The sequence below is a fragment of the Streptomyces sp. NPDC054047 genome (assembly GCF_055585065.1).
This window is the reverse complement of sequence record NZ_JBVJKV010000010.1, coordinates 61,343-81,539: the sequence shown is the minus strand read 5'-3', so window position 1 is coordinate 81,539 and position 20,197 is coordinate 61,343. Positions and strand designations below refer to the sequence as shown.

The following is a 20,197-nucleotide window of genomic DNA, read 5'->3' as shown; positions in this document are numbered from 1 at the left end:
GACCCGGCCACCCGTATGCATCTGGTATGCGCTGAACGGGTGGCCTTCAACCGCTACTCCTCGGTCGGAAGCGCGAATTCCATCGCCGCGTCCGGTCCCTGTTCCAGCAGGACGGCGAAGCCTTCCTCATTGAGAACCGGAACCTTCAGCTGCATCGCCTTGTCGTACTTCGAGCCGGGATTGTCGCCCACGACCACGAAGGCTGTCTTCTTGGAAACGGAACCGGTCACCTTTGCTCCCCGGCTCTGCAGCGCATCTTTTGCGCCATCCCGGGTGTGCTTCTCCAGTGTTCCGGTCACGACGACCGTGAGGCCTTCGAGCGGCCGCGGCCCCTCGTCCTCTCCCCCGCCCTCTTCCTCCATGCGGACCCCGGCCGCGCGCCACTTGCGCAGGATCTCCCGGTGCCACTCCTCCTCGAACCACTGCTTGAGGGAGGCGGCGATGATCGGGCCCACGCCCGCGACGGCGGCCAGCTCCGCCTCCGTGGCCTGCTCGATCCGCTCGACGGAGCGGAATTCGCGGGCGAGCGCCTCGGCGGCGACCGGGCCGACATGGCGGATGGACAGGCCCGTGATGACCCGTGCGAGCGGGCGCTCCTTGGCCGCCGCGATGTTCTCCAGCATCGAGACGGCGTTCTTCCTGGCCTCGCCCTGCTGGTTGGCGAAGACCGTGGCGATCTTCTCCTCGCCCGTCTTGGGGTCCCGCTTGGGCAGACCGCTGTCCTGATCCAGTACGTAGGCCTTGATGGGCAGGAGCCGCTCGATGGTGAGGTCGAAGATGTCGCCCTCGTCCAGGATCGGCGGCTCGGACGGCTCCAGGGGCTTGGTGAGAGCGGCCGCCGCGACATACCCGAAGTTCTCGATGTCCAGGCTCTTGCGGCCCGCGAGATAGAAGAGACGCTCGCGCAACTGGGCAGGGCAGGACCGGGCGTTGGGGCACCGGAGGTCGATGTCGGCCTCCTTCATCGGCCGCAGCGCCGTCCCGCACTCGGGGCACTCGGCGGGCATCACGAACTCCCGCTCGGTGCCGTCGCGCAGGTCGACGACGGGGCCGAGGATCTCCGGGATGACATCGCCCGCCTTGCGCAGGACGACCGTGTCCCCGATGAAGACGCCCTTCTTCTTCACCACGTCCTGGTTGTGCAGGGTGGCGAACTCGACCTCGGAGCCCGCGACGGTGACGGGCTCCACCTGGGCGTACGGCGTGACGCGGCCGGTGCGGCCGACGCCCACGCGGATGTTGACCAGCTTGGTGTTGACCTCCTCGGGGGCGTACTTCCAGGCGATCGCCCAGCGGGGGGCGCGCGAGGTCGAGCCGAGGCGGCCCTGGAGCGGGATCTCGTCCAGCTTCACCACGACGCCGTCGATCTCGTGCTCCACGGAGTGGCGGTTCTCCCCGAAGTACGTGATGAACTCCCGGACGCCGTCCAGCCCTTGGACCACCTTGTTGTGCTGGGCGGTGGGCAGGCCCCAGGCGTGCAGGAGGTCATAGGCGTGGCTGAGGCAGTCGATGTCGAAGCCCTCGCGGGCGCCGATGCCGTGCACCACCATGTGCAGCGGGCGCGTCGCGGTGACGCGCGGGTCCTTCTGGCGCAGTGAACCCGCCGCCGCGTTGCGCGGGTTGGCGAAGGGCTTGTCTCCGGCCTCCACCAGGCGGGCGTTCAGCTCCTCGAACTTCTCCATGGGGAAGAAGACCTCGCCGCGGATCTCGACCAGGGCGGGGATCTTGTCGCCCTTGAGGCGGTCCGGGATGTCCGAGATCGTGCGGACGTTCGGCGTGATGTCCTCGCCGGTGCGGCCGTCGCCCCGAGTGGCCGCGCGTGTGAGCTTGCCGTCCTCGTACGTGAGGTTCACGGCGAGGCCGTCGATCTTCAGCTCGCACAGGAAGTGGTGGTCGCCGGTGCCGACCTCCTTGGCGACGCGGTCGGCCCAGGCGGCGAGCTCCTCGTCGTCGAAGGCGTTGTCCAGGGAGAGCATGCGCTCGCGGTGCTGGACCGAGGTGAACTCGGTCTCGTACGCCCCGGAGACCTTCTGGGTGGGCGAGTCGGGCGTGCGCAGCTCCGAGTACTGCTCCTCCAGGGCCTCGAGCGAGCGAAGGAGCTTGTCGAACTCGGCGTCGCTGACGACCGGCTGGTCGTTCACGTAGTACCGGAAGCGGTGCTCCTCGATCTGTTCGGCCAGCTGGGCGTGCTGATCCCGTGCCTCGGCGGGCACAGAGCCTTGCTGTTCGACAGCCACCGTTTCGTCCTCCCGTTACGTCATACCCAATTACTCAGGGTTGTCCGCGAGTGATCTCGCCGCCCGGGCGCAGTGGGCGAGCGCCGCGCGCGCGTACGCGGGGGAAGCCCCCGCGAGCCCGCACGACGGAGTGACCACGACCGACTCCGCGAGAGAACCCGGATTCAGCCCCAGCCTGCGCCACAGCGTCCTGACACCCATGACGCTACCGGCAGGGTCTGACAATGGGCCGTCCACGCCCGGCACGACACCGAGGAAGAGCTTCGTGCCGCCCTCGACGGCCTCCCCGATCTCGTCGTCGTCACGCTCGGTGAGCAGCGAGAAGTCGAACGAGATCGCGTCGGCGCCCGCGCGGCGCAGCAGCGCGAACGGCACGTCGGGCGCGCAGGAGTGCACCACGGCCGGGCCGTCGCCGTGGACGCCGATGACCTCGCGCAGGGTGCTCTCCACCAGCTGCCGGTCCACGGCGCGGTGGGTGCGGTACTCGCTCGCCGTCTTGACGTGTCCGCGCAGCACGGCCATGAGCGAGGGCTCGTCGAGCTGGAGCACGATCTGCGCCCCGGGGATGCGGCGGCGTACGTCCGCGAGGTGGGCGCGCAGGCCCTCGGCGAGCGATCCGGCCAGGTCCCGGCAGGCGCCGGGGTCGGACAGGGCGGCCTGCCCGTTCTTGAGCTCCAGGGCGGCCGCGAGGGTCCACGGGCCGACGGCCTGCACCTTGACCGGCCCTTCGTACCCCTGGGTGAACTCCTCCAGGGCGTCGAGGTCTTCGCCGAGCCACGCCTTCGCGCGGCGGGTGTCCCGCCCGGGCCGGTCGCCGATCCGCCAGCCGCTGGGCTCCACGCGCGCGTAGAGCTCGACCAGCATCCCGGCGGTCCGGCCGATCATGTCGGCGCCGGGCCCCCGCGCGGGCATCTCGGCCAGGTACGGGAACTCCTCCAGGCTGCCGGATACGGTCTTCGCGGTCTCGCGGGCGTCGCCGCCCGGCATCGACCCGATGCCGGTGGCCGGGCCCCAACTGAATGCGTTCACTGTCCGGGCCGCACCGTCAGGTCGTTGACCTCCGCGTCACGCGGCAGGTCGATGGCCATCAGGATCGTCGTGGCGACGGACTCCGGGTCGATGAAGCGGGAGGGGACGTAGTCCTTGCCCTCCTGCTGGTGGACCTTGGCCTGCATGGCGCTCGCCGTGCGGCCCGGGTAGACGGAAGTGACGCGGACGCCGTTCGCGTGCTCCTCGCCGCGCAGGGAGTCCGCGAGGGCCTTGAGGCCGTGCTTGGAGGCGGCGTAGGCGGACCAGGCGGGGCTCGCGCTCAGACCGGCGCCGGAGTTCACGAAGACCACGTGGCCCCGGGTGGCGCGGAGTTGGGGCAGGAAGTGGCGGGTCAGCTCGGCGGGGGCGATGAGGTTGACGTTGAGCTGGTGGCGCCAGGACTTGGGGGTGAGGTCGCCGACCTTGCCCAGGTCGACGACGCCCGCGATGTGGAGCAGGGAGTCCACCCGGTCGGGCAGCGACTGGTGGCCGAACGCCCAGGAGAGCTTGTCCGGGTCGGAGAGGTCGCCCACGAGCGTTTCCGAGCCGGGGAATTGCTTCGCGAGTTCCTTGGCCCGGCCCGCGTCCCGCGCGTGCAGGACGAGGGCGTCGCCGCGTGCGTGGAGACGGCGGGCCACGGCCGCGCCGATGCCGGAGCCGGCGCCGGTGATCACATGTGTTGCCATGCGTCCATCGTCGCACCCCGGCAGGTGCAGGTCAGCGCGGCAGGTCAGTGCATGCCCACGGACTCTTCCAGGTAGGCGAGCGCGCCGACCGCCTCCTCGGCGAAGAAGACGAGCCCGGTCAGCGGCACCGGCAGGAAACCCTCGTCCTCCATGCGCTGGAACTGCTCCTTCAGGCCGTCGTAGAAGCCCGCCGAGTTGAGCAGGACCACGGGCTTGGTGTGCTTGCCGTGCTTCTTCAGTTCGAGGATCTCGGTGGCCTCGTCCAGCGTGCCCGTACCGCCGACCATGATCACGACGGCGTCGGCCTTCTCCAGGAGCAGCGCCTTGCGCTCGGCGAGGTCGCGCGCGATCACCATCTCGTCGGGCGCGGAGACAGCCCGGGCCTTGGCCGCGAGGAAGTCGACGGAAACCCCCACGAGACGCCCGCCCGCCTCCTGCACACCGTCGGCGACGACCTTCATCAGACCGCTCTCCGAACCACCCCACACCAGGGTGTGACCGCCCTTGCCGAGCAGTTCGGCGAACTCGCGCGCGGGGCGGGTGTAGCGCTCGGGAAGGTCGGCGGCGGAAAGGAAGACACAAATGTTCATGGCTTCACCGTACGATCCGGCACAGACTGGGTGGGACACGGCCGTTCACCGAAGGAGACGCTGTGACCGCAGGACACGAGATCACCGTCGAGCAGGGCACCGACCACGTACGCGTGGTGCGCGAGGGCCAGGTCGTCGCCGAGAGCCACCGCCCGCTGCTGCTGCACGAGACGGGCTTGCCGGTGCGCTACTACCTCCCTCCGGAGGATGTGCGCACCGACCTCCTGACCCCCTCGGACACCACCACGTACTGCCCGTTCAAGGGAACGGCGTCGTACTGGTCGCTGCCCGGCGCCGAGAACGGCAAGGACGCGGTCTGGGGCTATCCCGAGCCGAAGGAGGCGGTGGCGCAGATCAAGGACCACTTCTGCTTCTACGAAGTGGAGACCCCAGGGGCCTAGGCCGCCGCCGTGGCCCTCTGCGTCGTCGCGATCGTCGCCGAGCCGACCACGCGCGTGCCGTCGTAGAGCACGATCGCCTGGCCGGGGGCCACGCCGCGTACGGGCTCGTCGAAGGAGACCCGCAGCTCAGAGCCGTCGACCAGCTCCGCGCGCACCTGCGTCTCGCCGCCGTGCGCCCGCAGCTGCGCGGTGTACGTGCCGGGGCCGGAGGGGGCCGCGCCGCACCAGCGGGGCTTGATGGCCGTCAGGGCGGTGACGTCCAGGGCGGCCACCGGGCCGACCGTCACGGTGTTGTTCACCGGGGAGATGTCCAGGACGTAGCGCGGCTTGCCGTCGGGGGCCGGGGTGCCGATCCGCAGGCCCTTGCGCTGGCCGATGGTGTAGCCGAACGCGCCCTCGTGGGTGCCCAGCTTGTTCCCGTCGGCGTCGACGATGTCCCCCTCCGCCTTGCCGAGGCGGTCCGCGAGGAAGCCCTGGGTGTCGCCGTCGGCGATGAAGCAGATGTCGTGGCTGTCGGGCTTCTTGGCGACGGCCAGGCCGCGCTCCTCGGCCTCCGCGCGGATCTCCTCCTTGGTGGTGAGCGTGTCACCGAGGGGGAACATCGCGTGGGCGAGCTGGCGGTCGTCCAGGACCCCCAGGACGTAGCTCTGGTCCTTGGCCATGTCCGATGCGCGGTGCAGCTCGCGCGTGCCGTCCTCGTTCACGACGACCGTGGCGTAGTGGCCGGTGACGACCGCGTCGAAGCCCAGCGCGAGCGCCTTGTCCAGGAGCGCGGCGAACTTGATCTTCTCGTTGCAGCGCAGGCACGGGTTGGGGGTGCGCCCCGCCTCGTACTCCGCGATGAAGTCCTCGACCACGTCCTCGCGGAAACGCTCGGCCAGGTCCCAGACGTAGAACGGGATGCCGATCACGTCCGCCGCCCGCCGTGCGTCGCGGGAGTCCTCGATGGTGCAGCAGCCTCGCGCGCCCGTGCGGAACGACTGCGGGTTCGCCGAGAGCGCGAGGTGCACTCCGGTCACGTCGTGCCCGGCTTCGGCGGCGCGCGCGGCGGCGACGGCGGAGTCCACGCCGCCCGACATGGCGGCGAGTACGCGAAGGGGGCGGGGGCGCTGCGGGGTCCGGTTCTCAGTCATAGCTCTAACAGGGTACGGGCCCGCGGGAACCAGTCGCCCGTGAGTAAGCGTTGACGATCACATGGGGGAAGAACAGGACACGACGGCGGAGCAGCAGCGGGGGCGCCGCGGCGTCAACCGCAGGACGCTGCTGATCGGCGGTGCGGCGGCGGCCGTCGGCACTGCCGTGCTGGCCTCGGACGAGCTGGGCCGCCTGTGGTGGCGCCTTCCCGGCGTCGTCAAGAAGCGCAAGGAGGGCGAGGTCGACGCCCGGGGCGCGCAGTGGATAGCGGCTTCCGACTACAACTGGCGCCGGGCCGACCGCCCGGACGACTACGGAATCGACATGGTCGTCATCCACGTGGTGCAGGGCGGGTACGCGACGGCGCTGAGGGTGTTCAAGGACCCGGCGCACGGCGCCGCGGCCCATTACGTGGTGCGCAAGGACGGGCACGTCGCCCAGATGATCCGCGAGCTGGATGTGGCGTTCCACGCGGGGAACAAGAGCTACAACGAGCGGAGCATCGGCATCGAGCACGAGGGCTTCGTCGACAAGAAGTCCTCGTTCACCGACGCCATGTACGCGTCGTCGGCGCGCCTCACCGCCGGCATCTGCAAGCGGTACGACATCCCGGTGGACCGCGAGCACATCATCGGGCACGTGGAGGTGCCGGGCACGGACCACACGGACCCCGGTCCGCACTGGGACTGGGACCGGTACATAGGGCTGGTCAAGAAGGCCCGCACCGCCCTCGGGTGACCCCGCCGCAGCCGGCGGCTAGCGCAGGTGCACCGGCAGCGACTCCACCCCGTACACGATCGACAGCTTGCGGAACGCGAGCTCCTCGGGGGCGACCGCGAGCCGCATCTGGGGGAAGCGCTTCACCAGGGCCGGATAGGCGGCGCGCAGCTCCATGCGGGCCAGTTCGGCGCCTATGCAGCGGTGGATGCCGTAGCCGAAGGCGAGGTGGCCCGAGGCCTTGCGGTGCGGGTCGAAGCCGCCGCCGTCGGGGGTGTACTTGGCGTCGCGGTTGCCGCCGCTGAGGGAGCAGAGGACCAGGTCGCCCTTGGGGATGAGCACCCCGGCTATCTCGATGTCCTCGCGGGCGAACCGCGGGAAGGCCACCTGGACGACGGTGAGGTAGCGCAGCGCCTCCTCGACGAAGGGCGCGGTGGCCGCCTCCTCCTCGCGCAGCCGCGCAGCCGTCCGCGGGTCCTGGAGGAGGAGCAGGGAGCCGAGGGCCACCATGCTCGCGGTCGTCTCGAAGCCGCCGGTGAGGATGCCGTCGGCGAGACCGGCGAGCTCCTCGTCGCCGACCGTGTCGCCGTGCTCCTTCACGATCATGCCGAGCAGTCCGTCGCCCGGGTTCTCGCGCTGCTTCTTGACGACGTCCCGGAAGTAGGAGAGCGAGGCGGACATGGCGCCGAAGGGAGCGGTCGCTCCGCCGAAGAGGTCGAAGCGCTCCATGGCCAGCTGCTGGAAGTCGTTGCGGTCCTCGTAGGGCACGCCGAGCAGTTCGCAGATCGTCAGCGAGGGGATCGGCAGGGCGAAGGCCTGGACGAGGTCGACGGGCCCTTCGGCGGCCTCCATCGCGTCGAGCCGCTCCTCGACGATGGCCTCGATCCGGGGCGTGAGGCGGCGCAGCCTGCGCATCGTGAACTCGGGCGTGAGGATGCGGCGCAGATGCGTGTGGACCGGGGGGTCGCTGAAGCCGAGGCCGCCGGGGTTCTGCTCCTCGACCACGCCGGCGTTGCCCGCGAGGTTGGTGAAGTCGTTGCTGAAGCCTCCGGTCGCGCCGAGCACGGCCTTCACCTCGTCGTAGCCGGTGACCACCCAGGCGTCCATGCCGAACGGCAGCGGCACCCTGGAGATCGGCTGCTCCGCCTGGTGCTCGGTGAGCCGGGCCACCGGGTCGAGCCCGTCGCGGCGCATCGGCGCGAGCAGGGGCTCGGGCAGCCGCGAGATCGCGGAGGCGCTGATCCCGTTCTTCTGGATCTTGGAGAGGTATATGCGCCCGAGCCGCGCGGCGATGCGAGAGCGGAGGTTCGCCTTCAATGTGAACTCCATGAGGGGGTTGTCGTGCGGCCCCGAACGCGCGGAGCGGACTCGCGAGCGGCAAGCATAGATCGGCGGGCTGTGGGCCTCGAATCCCGCTCCGGCGCCTGTCCGCCCGATAGCGGCCGAAACCGGCATCAACTCCGGGCGTCAGCAACTGAGTCGAGCGTCACCCCGGTCACTTGTCGGCACAAACCGGGACCAAGCGGAGAGTCAGCTCAGCCCCGCCGTCCGCGCTCGTTCCACCGCCGGGCCGATCGCCTGGGCCACCGCCGCCACGTCCGCCGCCGTCGAGGTGTGCCCGAGCGAGAAGCGCAGGGTGCCGCGGGCCAGGTCGGGGTCGGTCCCGGTGGCGAGCAGCACGTGGCTCGGCTGGGCCACGCCCGCCGTGCAGGCCGAGCCGGTGGAGCACTCGATGCCCTGGGCGTCGAGCAGCAGCAGAAGGGAGTCCCCCTCGCAGCCGGGGAAGGTGAAGTGCGCGTTCGCGGGCAGCCGGCCGGCCGGGTCTCCCCCCAGGATCGCGCCGGGGACCGCCTCGCGCACGGCGGAGACCAGATCGTCCCGCAGCGCGCCGATCTCGCGGGCGAACCACTCGCGCTGCCCGGCGGCGTGCCGCCCCGCCACGGCGAAGGCGGCGATCGCGGGCACGTCGAGCGTCCCGGAGCGCACATGACGCTCCTGCCCGCCGCCGTGCAGGACGGGCACGGGGCTGTACTCGCGGCCCAGGAGCAGCGCCCCGATGCCGTACGGACCGCCGATCTTGTGCCCGGAGACGGTCATCGCGGCGAGCCCGGAGGCGCCGAAGTCGACGGGCAGCTGGCCGAAGGCCTGCACCGCGTCGGCGTGCAGCGGGATGTCGAACTCCCCGGCCACGTCGGCGAGTTCGCGGATCGGCATGATGGTGCCGATCTCGTTGTTGGCCCACATGACGGTGGCGAGGGCGACGTCGTCGGGGTCGCGCTCGATCGCCTCGCGCAGCACCTCGGGGTGCACGCGGCCGTACGCGTCGACGGGGAGGTACTCGACGGTGGCGCCTTCGTGCTCGCCGAGCCAGTGCACGGCGTCGAGGACGGCGTGGTGTTCGACGGGGCTGGCGAGGACCCGGGTTCTCGCGGGGTCGGCGTCGCGCCGCGCCCAGTACAGGCCCTTCACGGCGAGGTTGTCGGCCTCCGTGCCGCCCGCGGTGAAGACGGTCTCGCTGGGGCGCGCGCCGAGCGACTCGGCGAGCGTCTCGCGGGCCTCCTCGACGGTGCGTCGCGCCCGGCGCCCCGCGGCGTGCAGTGAGGAGGCGTTGCCGGTGACGGCGAGCTGGGCGGTCATCGCCGCGATCGCCTCCGGGAGCATCGGAGTGGTCGCTGCGTGGTCGAGGTAGGCCATGGTGGGCTCGATTCTACGAGCCCCGGCGGCCCCCGCGTCCAAGCGGTGTCAGCCCGCGAGACCCCAGGACACGGTGTTGTCCATGGACATCAGTGCGGCGAGGACGACGAGGTCGGCCACACCGAGCCCGAGCCCGAGGAACGCGCGGCCCTTTCGGCTGGTCCCGCGCAGCAGCGCGATGCTCGCGAGGACGATCGCGATCGGGCCGAGGAAGAGGTTCAGGACGAGCAGCCCGACCAGGCCGAGGACGAACGAGGCGACGGCCATGCCGTCGGTGTCGCGCCGGCCGGTGGGGACGAGGGCGGGGCCGGAAGAGGCGGTCGAGGAGGTGGAGTCCTTCGACTCGGACCGGGCCTCGGGCTTGTGGGCGATGGTCGTGAGGTCCATGGTGCGACTCCTTTCGGGTGCCGTACGGATCAGCGCTGGTCGGAGCTCAGGAGTGACGGCGGCCGTGCCGCTCGCGGACCGTGAACACCACGAGCCAGACGCCGATGACGGCGGCGGCGACGAGGGAGACGGAGACCGGCGCGTGGGCCACGGTGCCCATCGCGACGCCGAGCAGCAGGAGGGCGGCGACGAGGAACAGCATGAGACACCTCTCGTGTGAGGGTTTCGGTGAACGCTTGTGGTAACAACTGTTCACTGACATAGAGAGTACCGCCTCTCCGGCTTTTCAATCTCGGAGAACAGTTGTTAACTGCATGGCATGAGTCACACTCTCGGCGTCCGGCAGGCCCAGAAGCAGAAGACCCGGCAGGCGCTCCTCGACGCGGCGCTCCAGCTGCTCGAGGAGCAGAGCCTGAGCAGCCTGGGCCTGCGCGAGGTCACCCGCGCCGTGGGCGTGGCCCCCACCGCCTTCTACCGGCACTTCCGCGACATGGCCGACCTGGGCGTGGCCCTGGTCGAGGAGGCGCTGAGCAGCCTGCACACCACACTCGTCTCGCTCCTCGCGGCGACCGACGACGGAGACGACGGCGAGGAACGCATCGCGGCCGCGGTCGAGCTGATCGTCGCGTACGTGCGCACGCACCCCGCCCACGTCCGCTTCATCGCCCGCGAGCAGCACGGCGGCGTGCAGGCCGTGCGGTCCGCGATAGGCGATCAACTCACCCTGTTCGCGCAGGAGGTGAAGGGCCAGTTCGCCCGCGAGCCCGAGTCCGCGGGCTGGGACGAGGACGATCTCCTGATGCTGGCCAGGATGTACGTCGACCACATGGTGATGACCGCGTCCGCACTCCTGGAGGCGGCACCCGGCACCGAGGAACAGGTGGCGGCCAGCGCGCGACGGCAGCTGCGCCTGGTGTCGCTCGGGCGGCGCCACTGGCTGGACGAGCGGTGAGCCGGAACCGGACGAGCGGTGAGCGGAAACCGGTCGGCGGCCAGGAAGCAGGGCTCGCGGACCCCGCCGCGACGACTCTCCCGTAACGCGATCCTCGACTCTCCCGTAAGGAGCTACTAGCCTTACGGTCATGACGACCGATCGCGGCTGGACCCTCGACCAGACCTTCGCAGGACCGACCGGAACAGTCCGCTGGGCCGCCCTGGGCCCCGAGGACGCGCCGCCCGTCGTCCTGGTCCACGGCACCCCCTTCTCCTCGTACGTCTGGCGGGGCGTGGCCCGCGCGCTCTCCCACGAACACCGCGTGTACGCATGGGACCTGCCCGGCTACGGAACGTCGGAGATGCGCTCCGGCCAGGACGTGACCCTGGCCGCGCAGGCCCGTGTCCTCACCGAGCTCATCGCGCACTGGGGCCTGGACGAACCCGCCGTCGTGGCGCACGACTTCGGCGGCTGCGTCGCCCTGCGCGCCCACCTCCTGCACGGCGCCCGCTACGAACGCCTCGCCGTCGTCGACCCCGTGGCCCTCGCCCCCTGGGGCTCCCCCGCCTACCGGCTGCTCGGCGCGCACGCCGACGTCTTCACCCAGCTGCCGCCCGCCCTGCACGAGGCACTGGTGCGCGAGTACGTCGCCTCGGCGAGCCACCGCGGTCTGCACCCGGCGGTGCTCGACCGCCTGGTCGAACCCTGGTGCACCGAGGAGGGCAAGGGCGCGTTCTACCGGCAGATCGAGCAGAACGACCAGCGGTTCACCGACGAGATCCGGGGCCGGTACGGCGAGTTGGCGCTGCCCGTCCTCATCTGCTGGGGCACGGACGACACCTGGATCCCGGTGGAGCGCGGCCACGAGCTCGCCGGGCTGATCCCGGGCGCCGAGCTGCGGCTGATCGAGGGCGCGGGACATCTCGTACAGGAGGACGCGCCCGCTCAGCTCACCGGTGAGCTGAGCCGCTTCCTGCGTACAGGCCGGTGACCGCGGCGGCGGCGTACGCCAGTTCGGCGCGCACCTCGGGCGGCGAGAGCACCTCCACACTGGCGGCGAACGGAAGCAGCGTGCGGGCGTCGCCGACGTCCCCGAACCCCAGCCGGACCGTGATCCACTCGCTCTCCCCGTCGTCCTCGGGACGCTCGGCGAGGAAGTGGCCCTTGAGGCGCAGGAACTGGGCGAACCGGTCGCGCGCGACCCGCGCCGTCACCTCGACGCCGACCGGACGGTCCTCGACCTGACGCTTCAGCACGCCCCAGATGTCGGCGAGTTCGACCCCGGCCCTCCGCCGCACGGGCTGGTCCGTGAGGGTCGCCCCCTGCACCCGGTCGGCGCGGAAGAGCCGCGGGGCGCCGCGCCGGTCGGCGACCAGGTACCAGACGCCCGCCTTGGAGACGAGGCCGTAGGGGTCGACGGTGTAGGCGCTCGGCTCCGCGTCGCCGCTGTGCCGGTAGCGCAGCCGCAGCCGCCGTTCGGAGAAGACGGCGTCCTGCAGCACGTCGAGGTCGACGGTGACCGCATCCGATCCGCGGGGCCCCGGCATCCAGCGCGCCGAGTCGACGAGGATGCGCCGGCTCGTCAACTCGGCGGCGGGCCGGTGCGGTTCGGGCAGGGCCGCCATGACCTTGCGCAGCGCGGAGCCCAGCGCCGCGTCGAGCCCGAGCGCGGCGTGCGCGCCCTGCGCGGCCAGGATGAACAGGGCCCGCGACTCGTCCGCGGTGAGCCCCGTGACGTCCGTACGGAACCCGGGAAGCAGCGCGATGCCCCCGTGCCGCCCCCGCTCCGCGTACACCGGGACGCCGGAGGTGGAGAGCGCCTCGATGTCGCGGTAGATGGTGCGTACGGAGACTTCGAGGCGCTCGGCGAGTTCATGGGCGGGTACCTGCCCACGCGTCTGGAGCAGCAGCAGGATCGAGAGCAGCCGGTCGGATTTCACGCGGCCAAGGATGACGGAAAAGGCTGACATCGACTGTCAGGACAGGGCGGGAAGGGGGACCTGTCGGCCCTCCCCAAGTCCCGCTTATGATTCAGGCGTGTTCGATTCCCGGCACATCAGGTCATTCCACGAAGTGGTCCGCACCGGCTCCTACTCCGCCGCCGCCCGCTCGCTCGGCTATACGCAGCCGGCGATCACCCAGCAGATGAAGGCGCTCGAACGGTCCGTCGGCACGGTCCTGTTCACCCGCGTCGGACGCAGGATGCGGCTGACCGAGGCGGGCGAGGCGCTGTCCCGGCACGCGGGGATCATCCTGGGGAACATCGACGCCGCCCAGCAGCAGATGAACGCCATCACGGGCCTGCGCACCGGGCGCGTCCGCATCTGCGCCTTCCCCAGCGCCAACGCCACCCTCATCCCCGAGGCGCTGGCCCGGCTCGCGAAGAGCCACCCCGGCGTGCGCGTCGAGCTCCAGGAGAACGAACCGCCCGAGTCGCTGCAGCGCCTGGTGGACGGCGACTGCGACATCACGCTGGCCTTCCACTACCCCGGGCTGCACGAGGACGTACCGGACGAGGTGGTGGAGATCCCGCTGATGGAGGACCAGTTGACGGTCCTCATGCCGGCCCGCCACCCACTGGCGCGGCGCCGCTCCGTCCGGCTCGCCGACCTCGCGGGCGAGCGCTGGATCGCGGGCTGCCTGCGCTGCCGCGCCAACTTCCTGCACGAGTGCGCCGAGCAGGGCTTCGCACCGGACATCGCCTTCACCACGGACGACAACCTCGTCATCCAGAGCCTGGTCGCCGAGGGGCTCGGCATCGCGATGATGCCGGGGCTCGTCCTCAACTTCCTGCGCCACCGGGAGGTGGCGGGCCGGGCCCTCGATCCGGCGTCGCGGCGGCAGGTGTCGGCGTACGCGCTCCGGGAGCACCTGCGGATACCGGCGACGGCGCTGGTCCTGGAGGAGCTGAAGGCGGTCGCGGCGAACCGGGTGGGCTGCTGAGGCGCTCACCCCGCGCCCGCACAGCCCCGCCCTGCCCCGGGACCAGAAACCCCCATCCATAAGCAGAAGTTGGGATACGGCTTAGAAACTGTCGTTGGACGTGATGGAAGGGCAGCAGGACGCTGCTCGTATGAGTGCCTCCATCACCGCGTCCCGCGCGGCCCGCACCACCGGGCGCCTGCGCACCCTCGTCGCCGACATCCGCGAGGCCGTCGGCCGGGGCCTCCCGCCGGATCTGACGGCGTACCTGGTCGCCGAGCGGCTCGCGCCCCATCTGGGCGCGCCCGATCTGCTCGCCGACGAGCAGTGCGAGGGCGATCCCGAGCGCTACCGGCAGCATTTACTGCACGCCGAGCACGACGGCAGCTTCTCGGTGGTCGGCCTGGTCTGGCTGCCGGGCCAGCACACGCCGGTCCACGACCACGTCTCCTGGTGCGTCACCGGCGTCCACGAAGGCGACGAACACGAGCGCCGCTACCGCCTGCTCCCGGCGACGTCCGGCGCCCCGGCACGGCTCGTCGCCACCGAGGACCTGGTCAACCGGCAGGGCACGGTGTGCGGTTTCGCACCGCCCGGGGACATCCACCGGGTGTGGAACGCCGGTACGGGGCGGGCGATTTCCCTGCACGTGTACGGCGCGGACATCTCCCGCCTGGGCACCAGCGTGCGCCGGGTGTACGAGCTGCCGGCCGACCGCTGATGGCCCTGCTCGGGCAACGTCAGCGGGTCGCTCCGGCCGCGGTGGCGCCTCCCGGCCGCCCCCGGCCTCTGCCGGGGCTCGCTCTCGCGGCCGCCGGTGTGGCGGTGGCGTGGGCGACGCATGCGCTGCTCCCTGCCGTGCCGATGCTGACGGCTGCGGTGGTCCTTGGCCTCGCGGCGGCGCATCTGCCGGGTCTGCGCGCTGTCGTACGGGGCCGGTGCAAGGCGGGACTCTCCCTCGCCGGAAAGCGGCTGATGCGGCTCGGGATCGTGCTGCTGGGCCTGAAGCTGAGCCTGGACGACGTCCTGGGGCTCGGCTGGGCGACGGTGGTGATGGTGCTCGGGGTGGTCGCGGCGACGTTCTTCGGGACGTGGTGGCTCGGCAGGCGGCTGGGGCTGCCCGGCGATCAGCCGCTCCTGATCGCGACCGGCTACTCGATCTGCGGCGCGTCCGCGATCGGCGCGGTCAGCGAGGCGACCGAGAGCGACGAGCGGGACGCGGCGGTGTCGGTGGCGCTGGTGACACTCTGCGGGACGCTCGCGATAGCCGTACTGCCGCTGCTTCAGGGGCCGTTGGGGCTGAGTGACGCGGAGTTCGGCCGATGGGCGGGGGCGAGCGTCCACGACGTGGGGCAGGTGGTGGCCACGGCGCAGACCGCCGGGGCGGGGGCGCTGGGGGACGCGGTCCTGGTGAAGCTGATGCGGGTGGCGGTGCTCGCGCCGCTGGTGGCGGCGGTGGGGCTGTCCTTGCGGGCACGATCCGCCGGTCGCGGGGCGGGGAAGCGGCGGCCGCCGTTGCTGCCGCTGTTCGTGGCGGGGTTCATCGGGATGGTCGTGGTACGGAGTACCGGGTGGGTTCCTGGGGCCGCGCTTGACGTGGCGGGGCACGCACAGGAACTACTGCTGGCGGCGGCCTTGTTCGGCCTGGGCAGCGCGGTGGATCTGCCCTCGCTCACCCGAACAGGGGGGAGGGTGGCGGCACTTGGCCTGTGTGCGTGGGTGGTGGTGGCGGGGGTTTCGTATGTGGGGGTGATGGTGGTCGGGTAGGGATTTCCTCTTCCCCAACCCCGCCGCTTCCCGAAGACCGGCTGCGCCGGAGCGTCCGCAAACGCCGGACGGCTGAAAGATACCCCCGGGCCGGGGATATCTCAGCCCGTCCGGCGTTTGAGGACGAACTCGGCGGAGCCGGTGATGACGGCGACCAAGGCCCCCGCGCCAGCGGGTTTTCGGGAAGGGGCGGGGTTGGGGAAAACGCCTTGTCAGGCCAGCCGCACCCGGGCCAGCTGGCGCGACTGGGCCACCAGGCGGTCCTCGCTGTCCCAGACCTCCGCGTCCTCCTCCAGGAAGCCGCCCGCGAGGTTCCGCGTGGTGATCGCGATGCGCAGAGGGCCCGGCGCGGGCTTCGCCCGTACGTGCACCGTCAGTTCCACCGTCGGCACCCAGCCGGAGATGCCCAGCTCGAACGCCGTCGGCGGCAGCGCGTCCACCGCGAGCAGCAGCGACAGCGGATCCGCGTCGCGGCCGTCCGCGAGGCCGAACCAGGCCCGCATCTCCCCCTTGCCGGAGGGCTGGCCGAGCGCCCACCCCAGGGTGGAGGGGTCCAGCTTCAGGAAGAGGCGGTCACTGATCGCCGAGCTGCCGGGCACCGGCCGGTGGTCCGGCGCGTCCTGCGGCCCGAAGCACTGGTCCAGCGGCGGCAGCGCCGGCGGCTCGGCCGTCGTACGGACGTCGTCGGGAAGCTCCGCCAGATCTCCGTACGAGGCGAGCACGCGAATCCGCTCGACCTCGCGCCCCTCCGCGTCGTACTGGAAGAGCGAGGCCTGCCCGGTCGACAGGGTCCGCCCGGCCCGCGCCGTGTCGGTGCGGATCACGGCGGGCCCGGGGTGGGACGCCGTCAGGTAGTGCGCCGAGACCGTGAAGGGGTCCGCGTGCGGCAGGGCGTCGGCGAGCGCGCGGCCGAGGACCGCGAGGAGATATCCGCCGTTGACGGCGTTGATGATCGTCCATCCCGCGGAGAGCTCGACGTCGTAGACGCCTGGCTCCCGCCGGGTGACCGCAGTGTCGCGGTCGAACTCGCTGTCGCCGATGCTCACGGGCACCGCTGCCGATATGGATGCTGCCTCTGCCATACCGGCAACGTACAACATCTAATTACTGAGCGGTAGCTTTTTCTGCGGAGACGCTTCTGCGGAGATGCTTCTGCGGCACACCCACGCTCCGCGAGCCCGCCCGCCTACGACGCCTCCTCCACCTCCACCGCCGTCGAGCGGCGGTGCCAGGCCCGCGGGGCGCGCCAGTGGTAGCGCAGCGCGAGCAGCCGCAGGACGAAGGTCGTGACCACGGCGAGGGCGCTGGTTCCGGCGTTGACCATGTCGTAGTTGATGCAGAGCGCGACCATCGCGGAGCCGACGATCGCGGGCACGGCGTACAGGTCGCGGTCCCAGCGCACCAGCGAGGGCACTTCGTTGGCGATGATGTCGCGCAGCACGCCGCCGCCCACCGCGGTGGCGAGCCCCAGGGCCGCCGACGCGGTGAGCCCGAGGCCGTAGTCGTACGCCTTGGTCGTGCCGGTGACGCAGAAGAGACCCAGGCCCGCCGCGTCGAAGACGTTCACCGCGAGCTGCGTGCGCTCCACCTCGGGGTGCAGGAAGAAGACCAGGGCGGCGGCGAACAGCGGCGTGACGAAGTAGCCGAGGTCGACGAACGCGGCGGGCGGCACCGCCCCGATGACCACGTCACGGAAGATCCCCCCGCCCAGCGCGGTCACCTCGGCGAGCACGACGATCCCGAAGACGTCGAAGTTCTTGCGTACGGCGAGCAGGGCGCCGGAGATCGCGAAGACGAAGATCCCGACGATGTCGAGCGCGTGCTGGACGGAGGGACTGAACAGATCCTGGATCACGCGACATTCTTACCTGCCCGCCGCCGCGGGCCTCACCAGGGCGGCGCCGCCAGGCAGCGCCGCGCCGCGGCTACAGGGCGGGCTTGCCCTTCGTGAACAGCCACGTCTCGAACAGGGCGTCGAGCTGCTTGCCGGAGATCTTCTCGGCGAGCCGGACGAAGTCGGCGGTGTCCGCGTTCCCGTACCGGTTCTGCGCGGCCCAGGCCGGGAGCAGCTTGAAGAAGGCCTTGTCGCCGATGCGCTCGCGCAGGACCTGGAGCGTCATCGCGCCGCGCTGGTAGACGGCGGAGGCGAACATCGTGTCGCGCTGCGGGTCGCCGACGACGATCTGCCAGAAGGGCGCGTCGGCGGGGCGCGAGTTGTAGCCGGCGAGGAAGGCCTCGCGGGCGGTCTGGGTGCCCTTGTGCTCGCTCCACAGCCACTGGGAGTAGGTCGCGAAGCCCTCGTTGAGCCAGATGTCGCTCCACTTCTCGGGCGTCACGGAGTCCCCGAACCACTGGTGGGCGAGCTCGTGGGCGATGGTCGACTCGCTGCGGATCGCGGAGTAGACAGGCTTGGTCTGGGTCTCCAGGGAGAAGCCGGCCTGCGGCATGTCGTCGACGATCGCGCCGGTCTCCTCGAAGGGGTAGGGCCCGAAGACCTTCGACCAGTAGTCGGTGACCTCGGCCGTGACGCCGTACACGTCGACGTTGTTGCTGTTCTCCAGGACCGGGTCGATGGCGACGTAGATGGGGGTGCCCCCGGGGGTCCTGCCGGTCTTCACGTCGAACTTCCCGATGGTGGCGGTCGCGAGGTAGGTCGCCATGGGCTTGGACTCGCGCCAGTGGGCGACGGTCTGTCCGCCCTTGGAGTACGTGTCGACGAGCCGGCCGTTGGAGACCCCGGTCAGGCCCTTGGGGGCCTTGATGCGGATGTCGAAGGCGGCCTTGTCCATCGGGTGGTCGCTGGAGGGGAACCAGGTCGACGCGGCGTTGGGCTCGCAGGCGACGAAGACGCCGTCGGTGGTCTTCATCCAGCCGTAGTCGGAGCCGAAGACGATGGGGCCGCCCAGCGGCTCGGGCACGCCGCCGTAGGTGACGGTCACGGTGAACGTCTTGTGCTTGCGCAGGTGGTCGCGCGGGCTGATGCGGATCTCGTCGCCGTCACGGGTGAACTTCGCCCGTCTGCCGTTCACCTCGATTCTCGTCACCTGAAGCTTCTGGAGGTCGAGGTCGAAGGAGGAGAGGTTCTGGGTGGCGCGCGCGGTGATCGTGGTGCGGCCGTCGAGACGGTCGGTGTCGGGGTTGTACGCGACGTCGAGGCCGTAGTGGCGTACGTCGAATCCGCCGTTGCCGAGCAGCGGGAAGTACGGGTCGCCGACGCCGGGCGAGCCGGGGTGGGGCGCGGGTGCGGCGGCGATCAAGCAGAAGGAGGCGGCGGCTGTGGCCAGCGCCCCCAGACGTGCCGAACGGGAGAGTGCCATGAGTCATCCCTTCGCGCGTGTTCCGATGAAACGGACACGCAGACTCTGCACTCTCCCGTATGGGCGTGTACATGACTTGGTGCCTGATTTTTACCAAGTCATCAGGTGCTACTGGTCGGTTGACGCCTGACCCTTGGCTTCCGCTTCCGGGGCGACCTTCGCGACGGTCTCCTTCGGGGGCGCGGCCTCCTCCGGGGTGACGGTCTCCTCCGGGGTGACGGTCTCCTTCGGGGCCACGGTCTTCTTAGGGGCCGCGGACTCCTCGGCCGTCTCCTCCGCCTTGCTCACCACCGACACCACCTCGATCGCCTCCTTGGCGACCTGAAGCAGCTTGGTGTCGCCCGGCTGCTGGTCCTCGGCGTTCTCCGGGTGGTGGCACGCCACCTGGTGGCCGGAGGCCAGGGCGATCAGCGGCGGCTCGGTCTTCGCGCAGATCTCCGTCGCCTTCCAGCAGCGCGTGTGGAAACGGCAGCCGGTGGGCGGGTCGATCGGCGAGGGGACGTCACCGCGCAGCAGGATGCGCTCGCTCTTGACGCCGCGCCGCTTGGGGTCGGGCACCGGCACCGCGGAGAGCAGCGCCTTGGTGTACGGGTGCATCGGCGTGGAGTAGAGGTCCTTGCGGTCCGCCAGCTCCACGATCTTGCCGAGGTACATCACCGCGATGCGGTCCGAGACGTGCCGGATGACCGAGAGGTCGTGCGCGATGATCACGTACGTGAGACCGAGCTCGTCCTGGAGGTCGTCCAGGAGGTTGACCACCTGCGCCTGGATGGAGACGTCCAGGGCGGAGACGGGCTCGTCGGCCACGACCAGCTTGGGCCGCAGCGCGAGCGCGCGGGCGATGCCGATGCGCTGGCGCTGGCCGCCGGAGAACTCGTGCGGGTAGCGGTTGTAGTGCTCGGGGCTGAGCCCCACCCGCTCCAGCATCTCCTGCACGTGCTTCTTCAGGCCGCCCTCGGGCTTGACGCCCTGCAGCTTGAACGGCGCACCGACGATCGTGCCGATGGTGTGCCGCGGGTTCAGCGACGAGTAGGGGTCCTGGAAGATCATCTGCACGTCGCGGCGCAGTGGACGCATCTTGGCGGTGTTCAGGTGCGTGATGTCCACGCCCTCGAACTCCACGCGGCCCGCGGTCGGTTCGAGCAGGCGCGTGATCAGACGGCCCATCGTCGACTTGCCGCAGCCCGACTCGCCCACGACGCCGAGCGTCTCACCCGGGCGTACGTCGAAGGAGAGCCCGTCCACGGCCTGCACGGCCGCCACCTGGCGCTGCAGCAGCCCCTTCTTGATGGGGAAGTGCTTCACCAGGCCGTCGACCTTGAGCAGCGGCTCGACCGAGCCCTTCGTCTGCGCCGGGATCGTCATCTCCTGGCCCTTCGCCT

The 20,197-nt window shown here is 71.0% G+C and carries 21 protein-coding genes; 7 read left to right on the top strand and 14 right to left on the bottom strand.

The features are described from left to right. Positions 1–53 precede the first annotated feature (53 nt). From ligA to ACZ6ZP_RS31005, 4 genes are read right to left on the bottom strand one after another with little or no spacing between them, the layout of a single operon-like run. On the bottom strand, positions 54–2,237 hold the full coding sequence (gene ligA / locus ACZ6ZP_RS31020; RefSeq protein WP_469409182.1) for an NAD-dependent DNA ligase LigA: 2,184 nt from the start codon (positions 2,235–2,237) through the stop codon (positions 54–56). Positions 2,238–2,267: 30 nt separating this feature from the next. Then, complete coding sequence (locus ACZ6ZP_RS31015; protein WP_351165188.1) at positions 2,268–3,266, bottom strand: methionine synthase; 999 nt, start codon at positions 3,264–3,266, stop codon at positions 2,268–2,270. Next, complete coding sequence (locus tag ACZ6ZP_RS31010) at positions 3,263–3,952, bottom strand: SDR family oxidoreductase (protein ID WP_351165187.1); 690 nt, start codon at positions 3,950–3,952, stop codon at positions 3,263–3,265. Before ACZ6ZP_RS31010 ends, ACZ6ZP_RS31015 begins: the two co-directional genes overlap by 4 nt. 44 nt (positions 3,953–3,996) lie before the next feature. Then, positions 3,997–4,542, bottom strand: coding sequence for an LOG family protein (locus ACZ6ZP_RS31005; protein WP_351165186.1), 546 nt, complete (start codon positions 4,540–4,542; stop codon positions 3,997–3,999). Positions 4,543–4,604: 62 nt separating this feature from the next. Here ACZ6ZP_RS31005 and ACZ6ZP_RS31000 point away from each other — a divergent pair, with 62 nt between their 5' ends. Then, on the top strand, positions 4,605–4,943 hold the full coding sequence (locus ACZ6ZP_RS31000; RefSeq protein WP_351165185.1) for a DUF427 domain-containing protein: 339 nt from the start codon (positions 4,605–4,607) through the stop codon (positions 4,941–4,943). Here ACZ6ZP_RS31000 and mnmA read toward each other — a convergent pair. Continuing rightward, a complete protein-coding gene (gene mnmA / locus ACZ6ZP_RS30995) occupies positions 4,940–6,076 on the bottom strand; it encodes a tRNA 2-thiouridine(34) synthase MnmA (protein WP_361465485.1) in 1,137 nt (378 codons plus the stop codon). The two genes, ACZ6ZP_RS31000 and mnmA, sit on opposite strands and share 4 nt — an antisense overlap. A gap of 61 nt (positions 6,077–6,137) precedes the next feature. Here mnmA and ACZ6ZP_RS30990 point away from each other — a divergent pair, with 61 nt between their 5' ends. Next, positions 6,138–6,815 (top strand): N-acetylmuramoyl-L-alanine amidase, encoded by a 678-nt coding sequence (locus ACZ6ZP_RS30990; protein ID WP_351165181.1) that lies wholly within the window; start codon positions 6,138–6,140, stop codon positions 6,813–6,815. Positions 6,816–6,833: 18 nt separating this feature from the next. Here ACZ6ZP_RS30990 and ACZ6ZP_RS30985 read toward each other — a convergent pair whose 3' ends face one another. The 4 genes from ACZ6ZP_RS30985 to ACZ6ZP_RS30970 all read right to left on the bottom strand — a co-directional run bounded on the left by ACZ6ZP_RS30985 (position 6,834) and on the right by ACZ6ZP_RS30970 (position 10,077). Next, entirely contained in the window at positions 6,834–8,123 is a 1,290-nt protein-coding gene (locus ACZ6ZP_RS30985) for a cytochrome P450 (RefSeq protein WP_351165180.1), read from the bottom strand. A gap of 201 nt (positions 8,124–8,324) precedes the next feature. Further along, positions 8,325–9,488: a cysteine desulfurase family protein gene (locus ACZ6ZP_RS30980; protein ID WP_351165179.1), complete on the bottom strand. Its 1,164-nt coding sequence runs from the start codon at positions 9,486–9,488 to the stop codon at positions 8,325–8,327. 48 nt (positions 9,489–9,536) lie between these two features. Next, on the bottom strand, positions 9,537–9,875 hold the full coding sequence (locus ACZ6ZP_RS30975) for a hypothetical protein (protein ID WP_361465492.1): 339 nt from the start codon (positions 9,873–9,875) through the stop codon (positions 9,537–9,539). 46 nt (positions 9,876–9,921) lie between these two features. Further along, positions 9,922–10,077, bottom strand: a complete 156-nt coding sequence (locus ACZ6ZP_RS30970) for a hypothetical protein (protein WP_351165176.1) — start codon at positions 10,075–10,077, stop codon at positions 9,922–9,924. Between the two features lie 117 nt (positions 10,078–10,194). Here ACZ6ZP_RS30970 and ACZ6ZP_RS30965 point away from each other — a divergent pair, with 117 nt between their 5' ends. Next, the gene (locus ACZ6ZP_RS30965) at positions 10,195–10,827 is read left to right on the top strand and encodes a TetR family transcriptional regulator (RefSeq protein ID WP_351165174.1); all 633 of its coding nucleotides are present in this window, start codon (positions 10,195–10,197) and stop codon (positions 10,825–10,827) included. Positions 10,828–10,957: 130 nt separating this feature from the next. Beyond that, positions 10,958–11,800, top strand: a complete 843-nt coding sequence (locus tag ACZ6ZP_RS30960) for an alpha/beta fold hydrolase (RefSeq protein ID WP_469409174.1) — start codon at positions 10,958–10,960, stop codon at positions 11,798–11,800. On the opposite strand, the gene ACZ6ZP_RS30955 is transcribed toward ACZ6ZP_RS30960, so the two are convergent. Next, the gene (locus ACZ6ZP_RS30955; protein WP_361465496.1) at positions 11,760–12,749 is read right to left on the bottom strand and encodes a helix-turn-helix transcriptional regulator; all 990 of its coding nucleotides are present in this window, start codon (positions 12,747–12,749) and stop codon (positions 11,760–11,762) included. The genes ACZ6ZP_RS30960 and ACZ6ZP_RS30955 overlap by 41 nt on opposite strands. Positions 12,750–12,846: 97 nt before the next feature. On the opposite strand from ACZ6ZP_RS30955, the gene ACZ6ZP_RS30950 reads away from it, so the two are divergent. The 3 genes from ACZ6ZP_RS30950 (at position 12,847) to ACZ6ZP_RS30940 (ending at position 15,498) form a co-directional block, all read left to right on the top strand. Then, a complete protein-coding gene (locus tag ACZ6ZP_RS30950) occupies positions 12,847–13,752 on the top strand; it encodes a LysR family transcriptional regulator (RefSeq protein ID WP_351165171.1) in 906 nt (301 codons plus the stop codon). Positions 13,753–13,882: 130 nt separating this feature from the next. Next, positions 13,883–14,452: a cysteine dioxygenase family protein gene (locus tag ACZ6ZP_RS30945; protein WP_361465499.1), complete on the top strand. Its 570-nt coding sequence runs from the start codon at positions 13,883–13,885 to the stop codon at positions 14,450–14,452. Next, complete coding sequence (locus ACZ6ZP_RS30940; protein WP_469409169.1) at positions 14,452–15,498, top strand: YeiH family protein; 1,047 nt, start codon at positions 14,452–14,454, stop codon at positions 15,496–15,498. Before ACZ6ZP_RS30945 ends, ACZ6ZP_RS30940 begins: the two co-directional genes overlap by 1 nt. A 212-nt stretch (positions 15,499–15,710) precedes the next feature. Here the strand turns inward: ACZ6ZP_RS30940 and ACZ6ZP_RS30935 are convergent, their stop codons facing one another. The 4 genes from ACZ6ZP_RS30935 to ACZ6ZP_RS30920 form a co-directional block, all read right to left on the bottom strand. Further along, positions 15,711–16,580 (bottom strand): thioesterase family protein, encoded by an 870-nt coding sequence (locus ACZ6ZP_RS30935; RefSeq protein WP_361465504.1) that lies wholly within the window; start codon positions 16,578–16,580, stop codon positions 15,711–15,713. A gap of 104 nt (positions 16,581–16,684) precedes the next feature. Next, on the bottom strand, positions 16,685–17,353 hold the full coding sequence (locus tag ACZ6ZP_RS30930) for a trimeric intracellular cation channel family protein (protein WP_351165167.1): 669 nt from the start codon (positions 17,351–17,353) through the stop codon (positions 16,685–16,687). 70 nt (positions 17,354–17,423) lie between these two features. Continuing rightward, positions 17,424–18,815: a M1 family metallopeptidase gene (locus ACZ6ZP_RS30925; RefSeq protein WP_361465507.1), complete on the bottom strand. Its 1,392-nt coding sequence runs from the start codon at positions 18,813–18,815 to the stop codon at positions 17,424–17,426. A gap of 108 nt (positions 18,816–18,923) precedes the next feature. Continuing rightward, on the bottom strand, positions 18,924–20,180 hold the full coding sequence (locus ACZ6ZP_RS30920; protein ID WP_469409342.1) for an ABC transporter ATP-binding protein: 1,257 nt from the start codon (positions 20,178–20,180) through the stop codon (positions 18,924–18,926). Positions 20,181–20,197: the final 17 nt, after the last annotated feature.

Excerpts from the sequence above, each read along its gene's own strand:
- ACZ6ZP_RS31010 (WP_351165187.1), bottom strand. The coding sequence starts at position 3,952 with ATGGCAACACATGTGATCACCGGCGCCGGCTCCGGCATCGGCGCGGCC.
- ACZ6ZP_RS31005 (WP_351165186.1), bottom strand. The coding sequence starts at position 4,542 with ATGAACATTTGTGTCTTCCTTTCCGCCGCCGACCTTCCCGAGCGCTAC.
- mnmA (WP_361465485.1), bottom strand. The coding sequence starts at position 6,076 with ATGACTGAGAACCGGACCCCGCAGCGCCCCCGCCCCCTTCGCGTACTC.
- ACZ6ZP_RS30990 (WP_351165181.1), top strand. The coding sequence starts at position 6,138 with ATGGGGGAAGAACAGGACACGACGGCGGAGCAGCAGCGGGGGCGCCGC.
- ACZ6ZP_RS30985 (WP_351165180.1), bottom strand. The coding sequence starts at position 8,123 with ATGGAGTTCACATTGAAGGCGAACCTCCGCTCTCGCATCGCCGCGCGG.
- ACZ6ZP_RS30980 (WP_351165179.1), bottom strand. The coding sequence starts at position 9,488 with ATGGCCTACCTCGACCACGCAGCGACCACTCCGATGCTCCCGGAGGCG.
- ACZ6ZP_RS30975 (WP_361465492.1), bottom strand. The coding sequence starts at position 9,875 with ATGGACCTCACGACCATCGCCCACAAGCCCGAGGCCCGGTCCGAGTCG.
- ACZ6ZP_RS30970 (WP_351165176.1), bottom strand. The coding sequence starts at position 10,077 with ATGCTGTTCCTCGTCGCCGCCCTCCTGCTGCTCGGCGTCGCGATGGGC.
- ACZ6ZP_RS30965 (WP_351165174.1), top strand. The coding sequence starts at position 10,195 with ATGAGTCACACTCTCGGCGTCCGGCAGGCCCAGAAGCAGAAGACCCGG.
- ACZ6ZP_RS30960 (WP_469409174.1), top strand. The coding sequence starts at position 10,958 with ATGACGACCGATCGCGGCTGGACCCTCGACCAGACCTTCGCAGGACCG.
- ACZ6ZP_RS30945 (WP_361465499.1), top strand. The coding sequence starts at position 13,883 with ATGAGTGCCTCCATCACCGCGTCCCGCGCGGCCCGCACCACCGGGCGC.
- ACZ6ZP_RS30940 (WP_469409169.1), top strand. The coding sequence starts at position 14,452 with ATGGCCCTGCTCGGGCAACGTCAGCGGGTCGCTCCGGCCGCGGTGGCG.
- ACZ6ZP_RS30935 (WP_361465504.1), bottom strand. The coding sequence starts at position 16,580 with ATGGCAGAGGCAGCATCCATATCGGCAGCGGTGCCCGTGAGCATCGGC.
- ACZ6ZP_RS30925 (WP_361465507.1), bottom strand. The coding sequence starts at position 18,815 with ATGGCACTCTCCCGTTCGGCACGTCTGGGGGCGCTGGCCACAGCCGCC.
- ACZ6ZP_RS30920 (WP_469409342.1), bottom strand. The coding sequence starts at position 20,180 with ATGACGATCCCGGCGCAGACGAAGGGCTCGGTCGAGCCGCTGCTCAAG.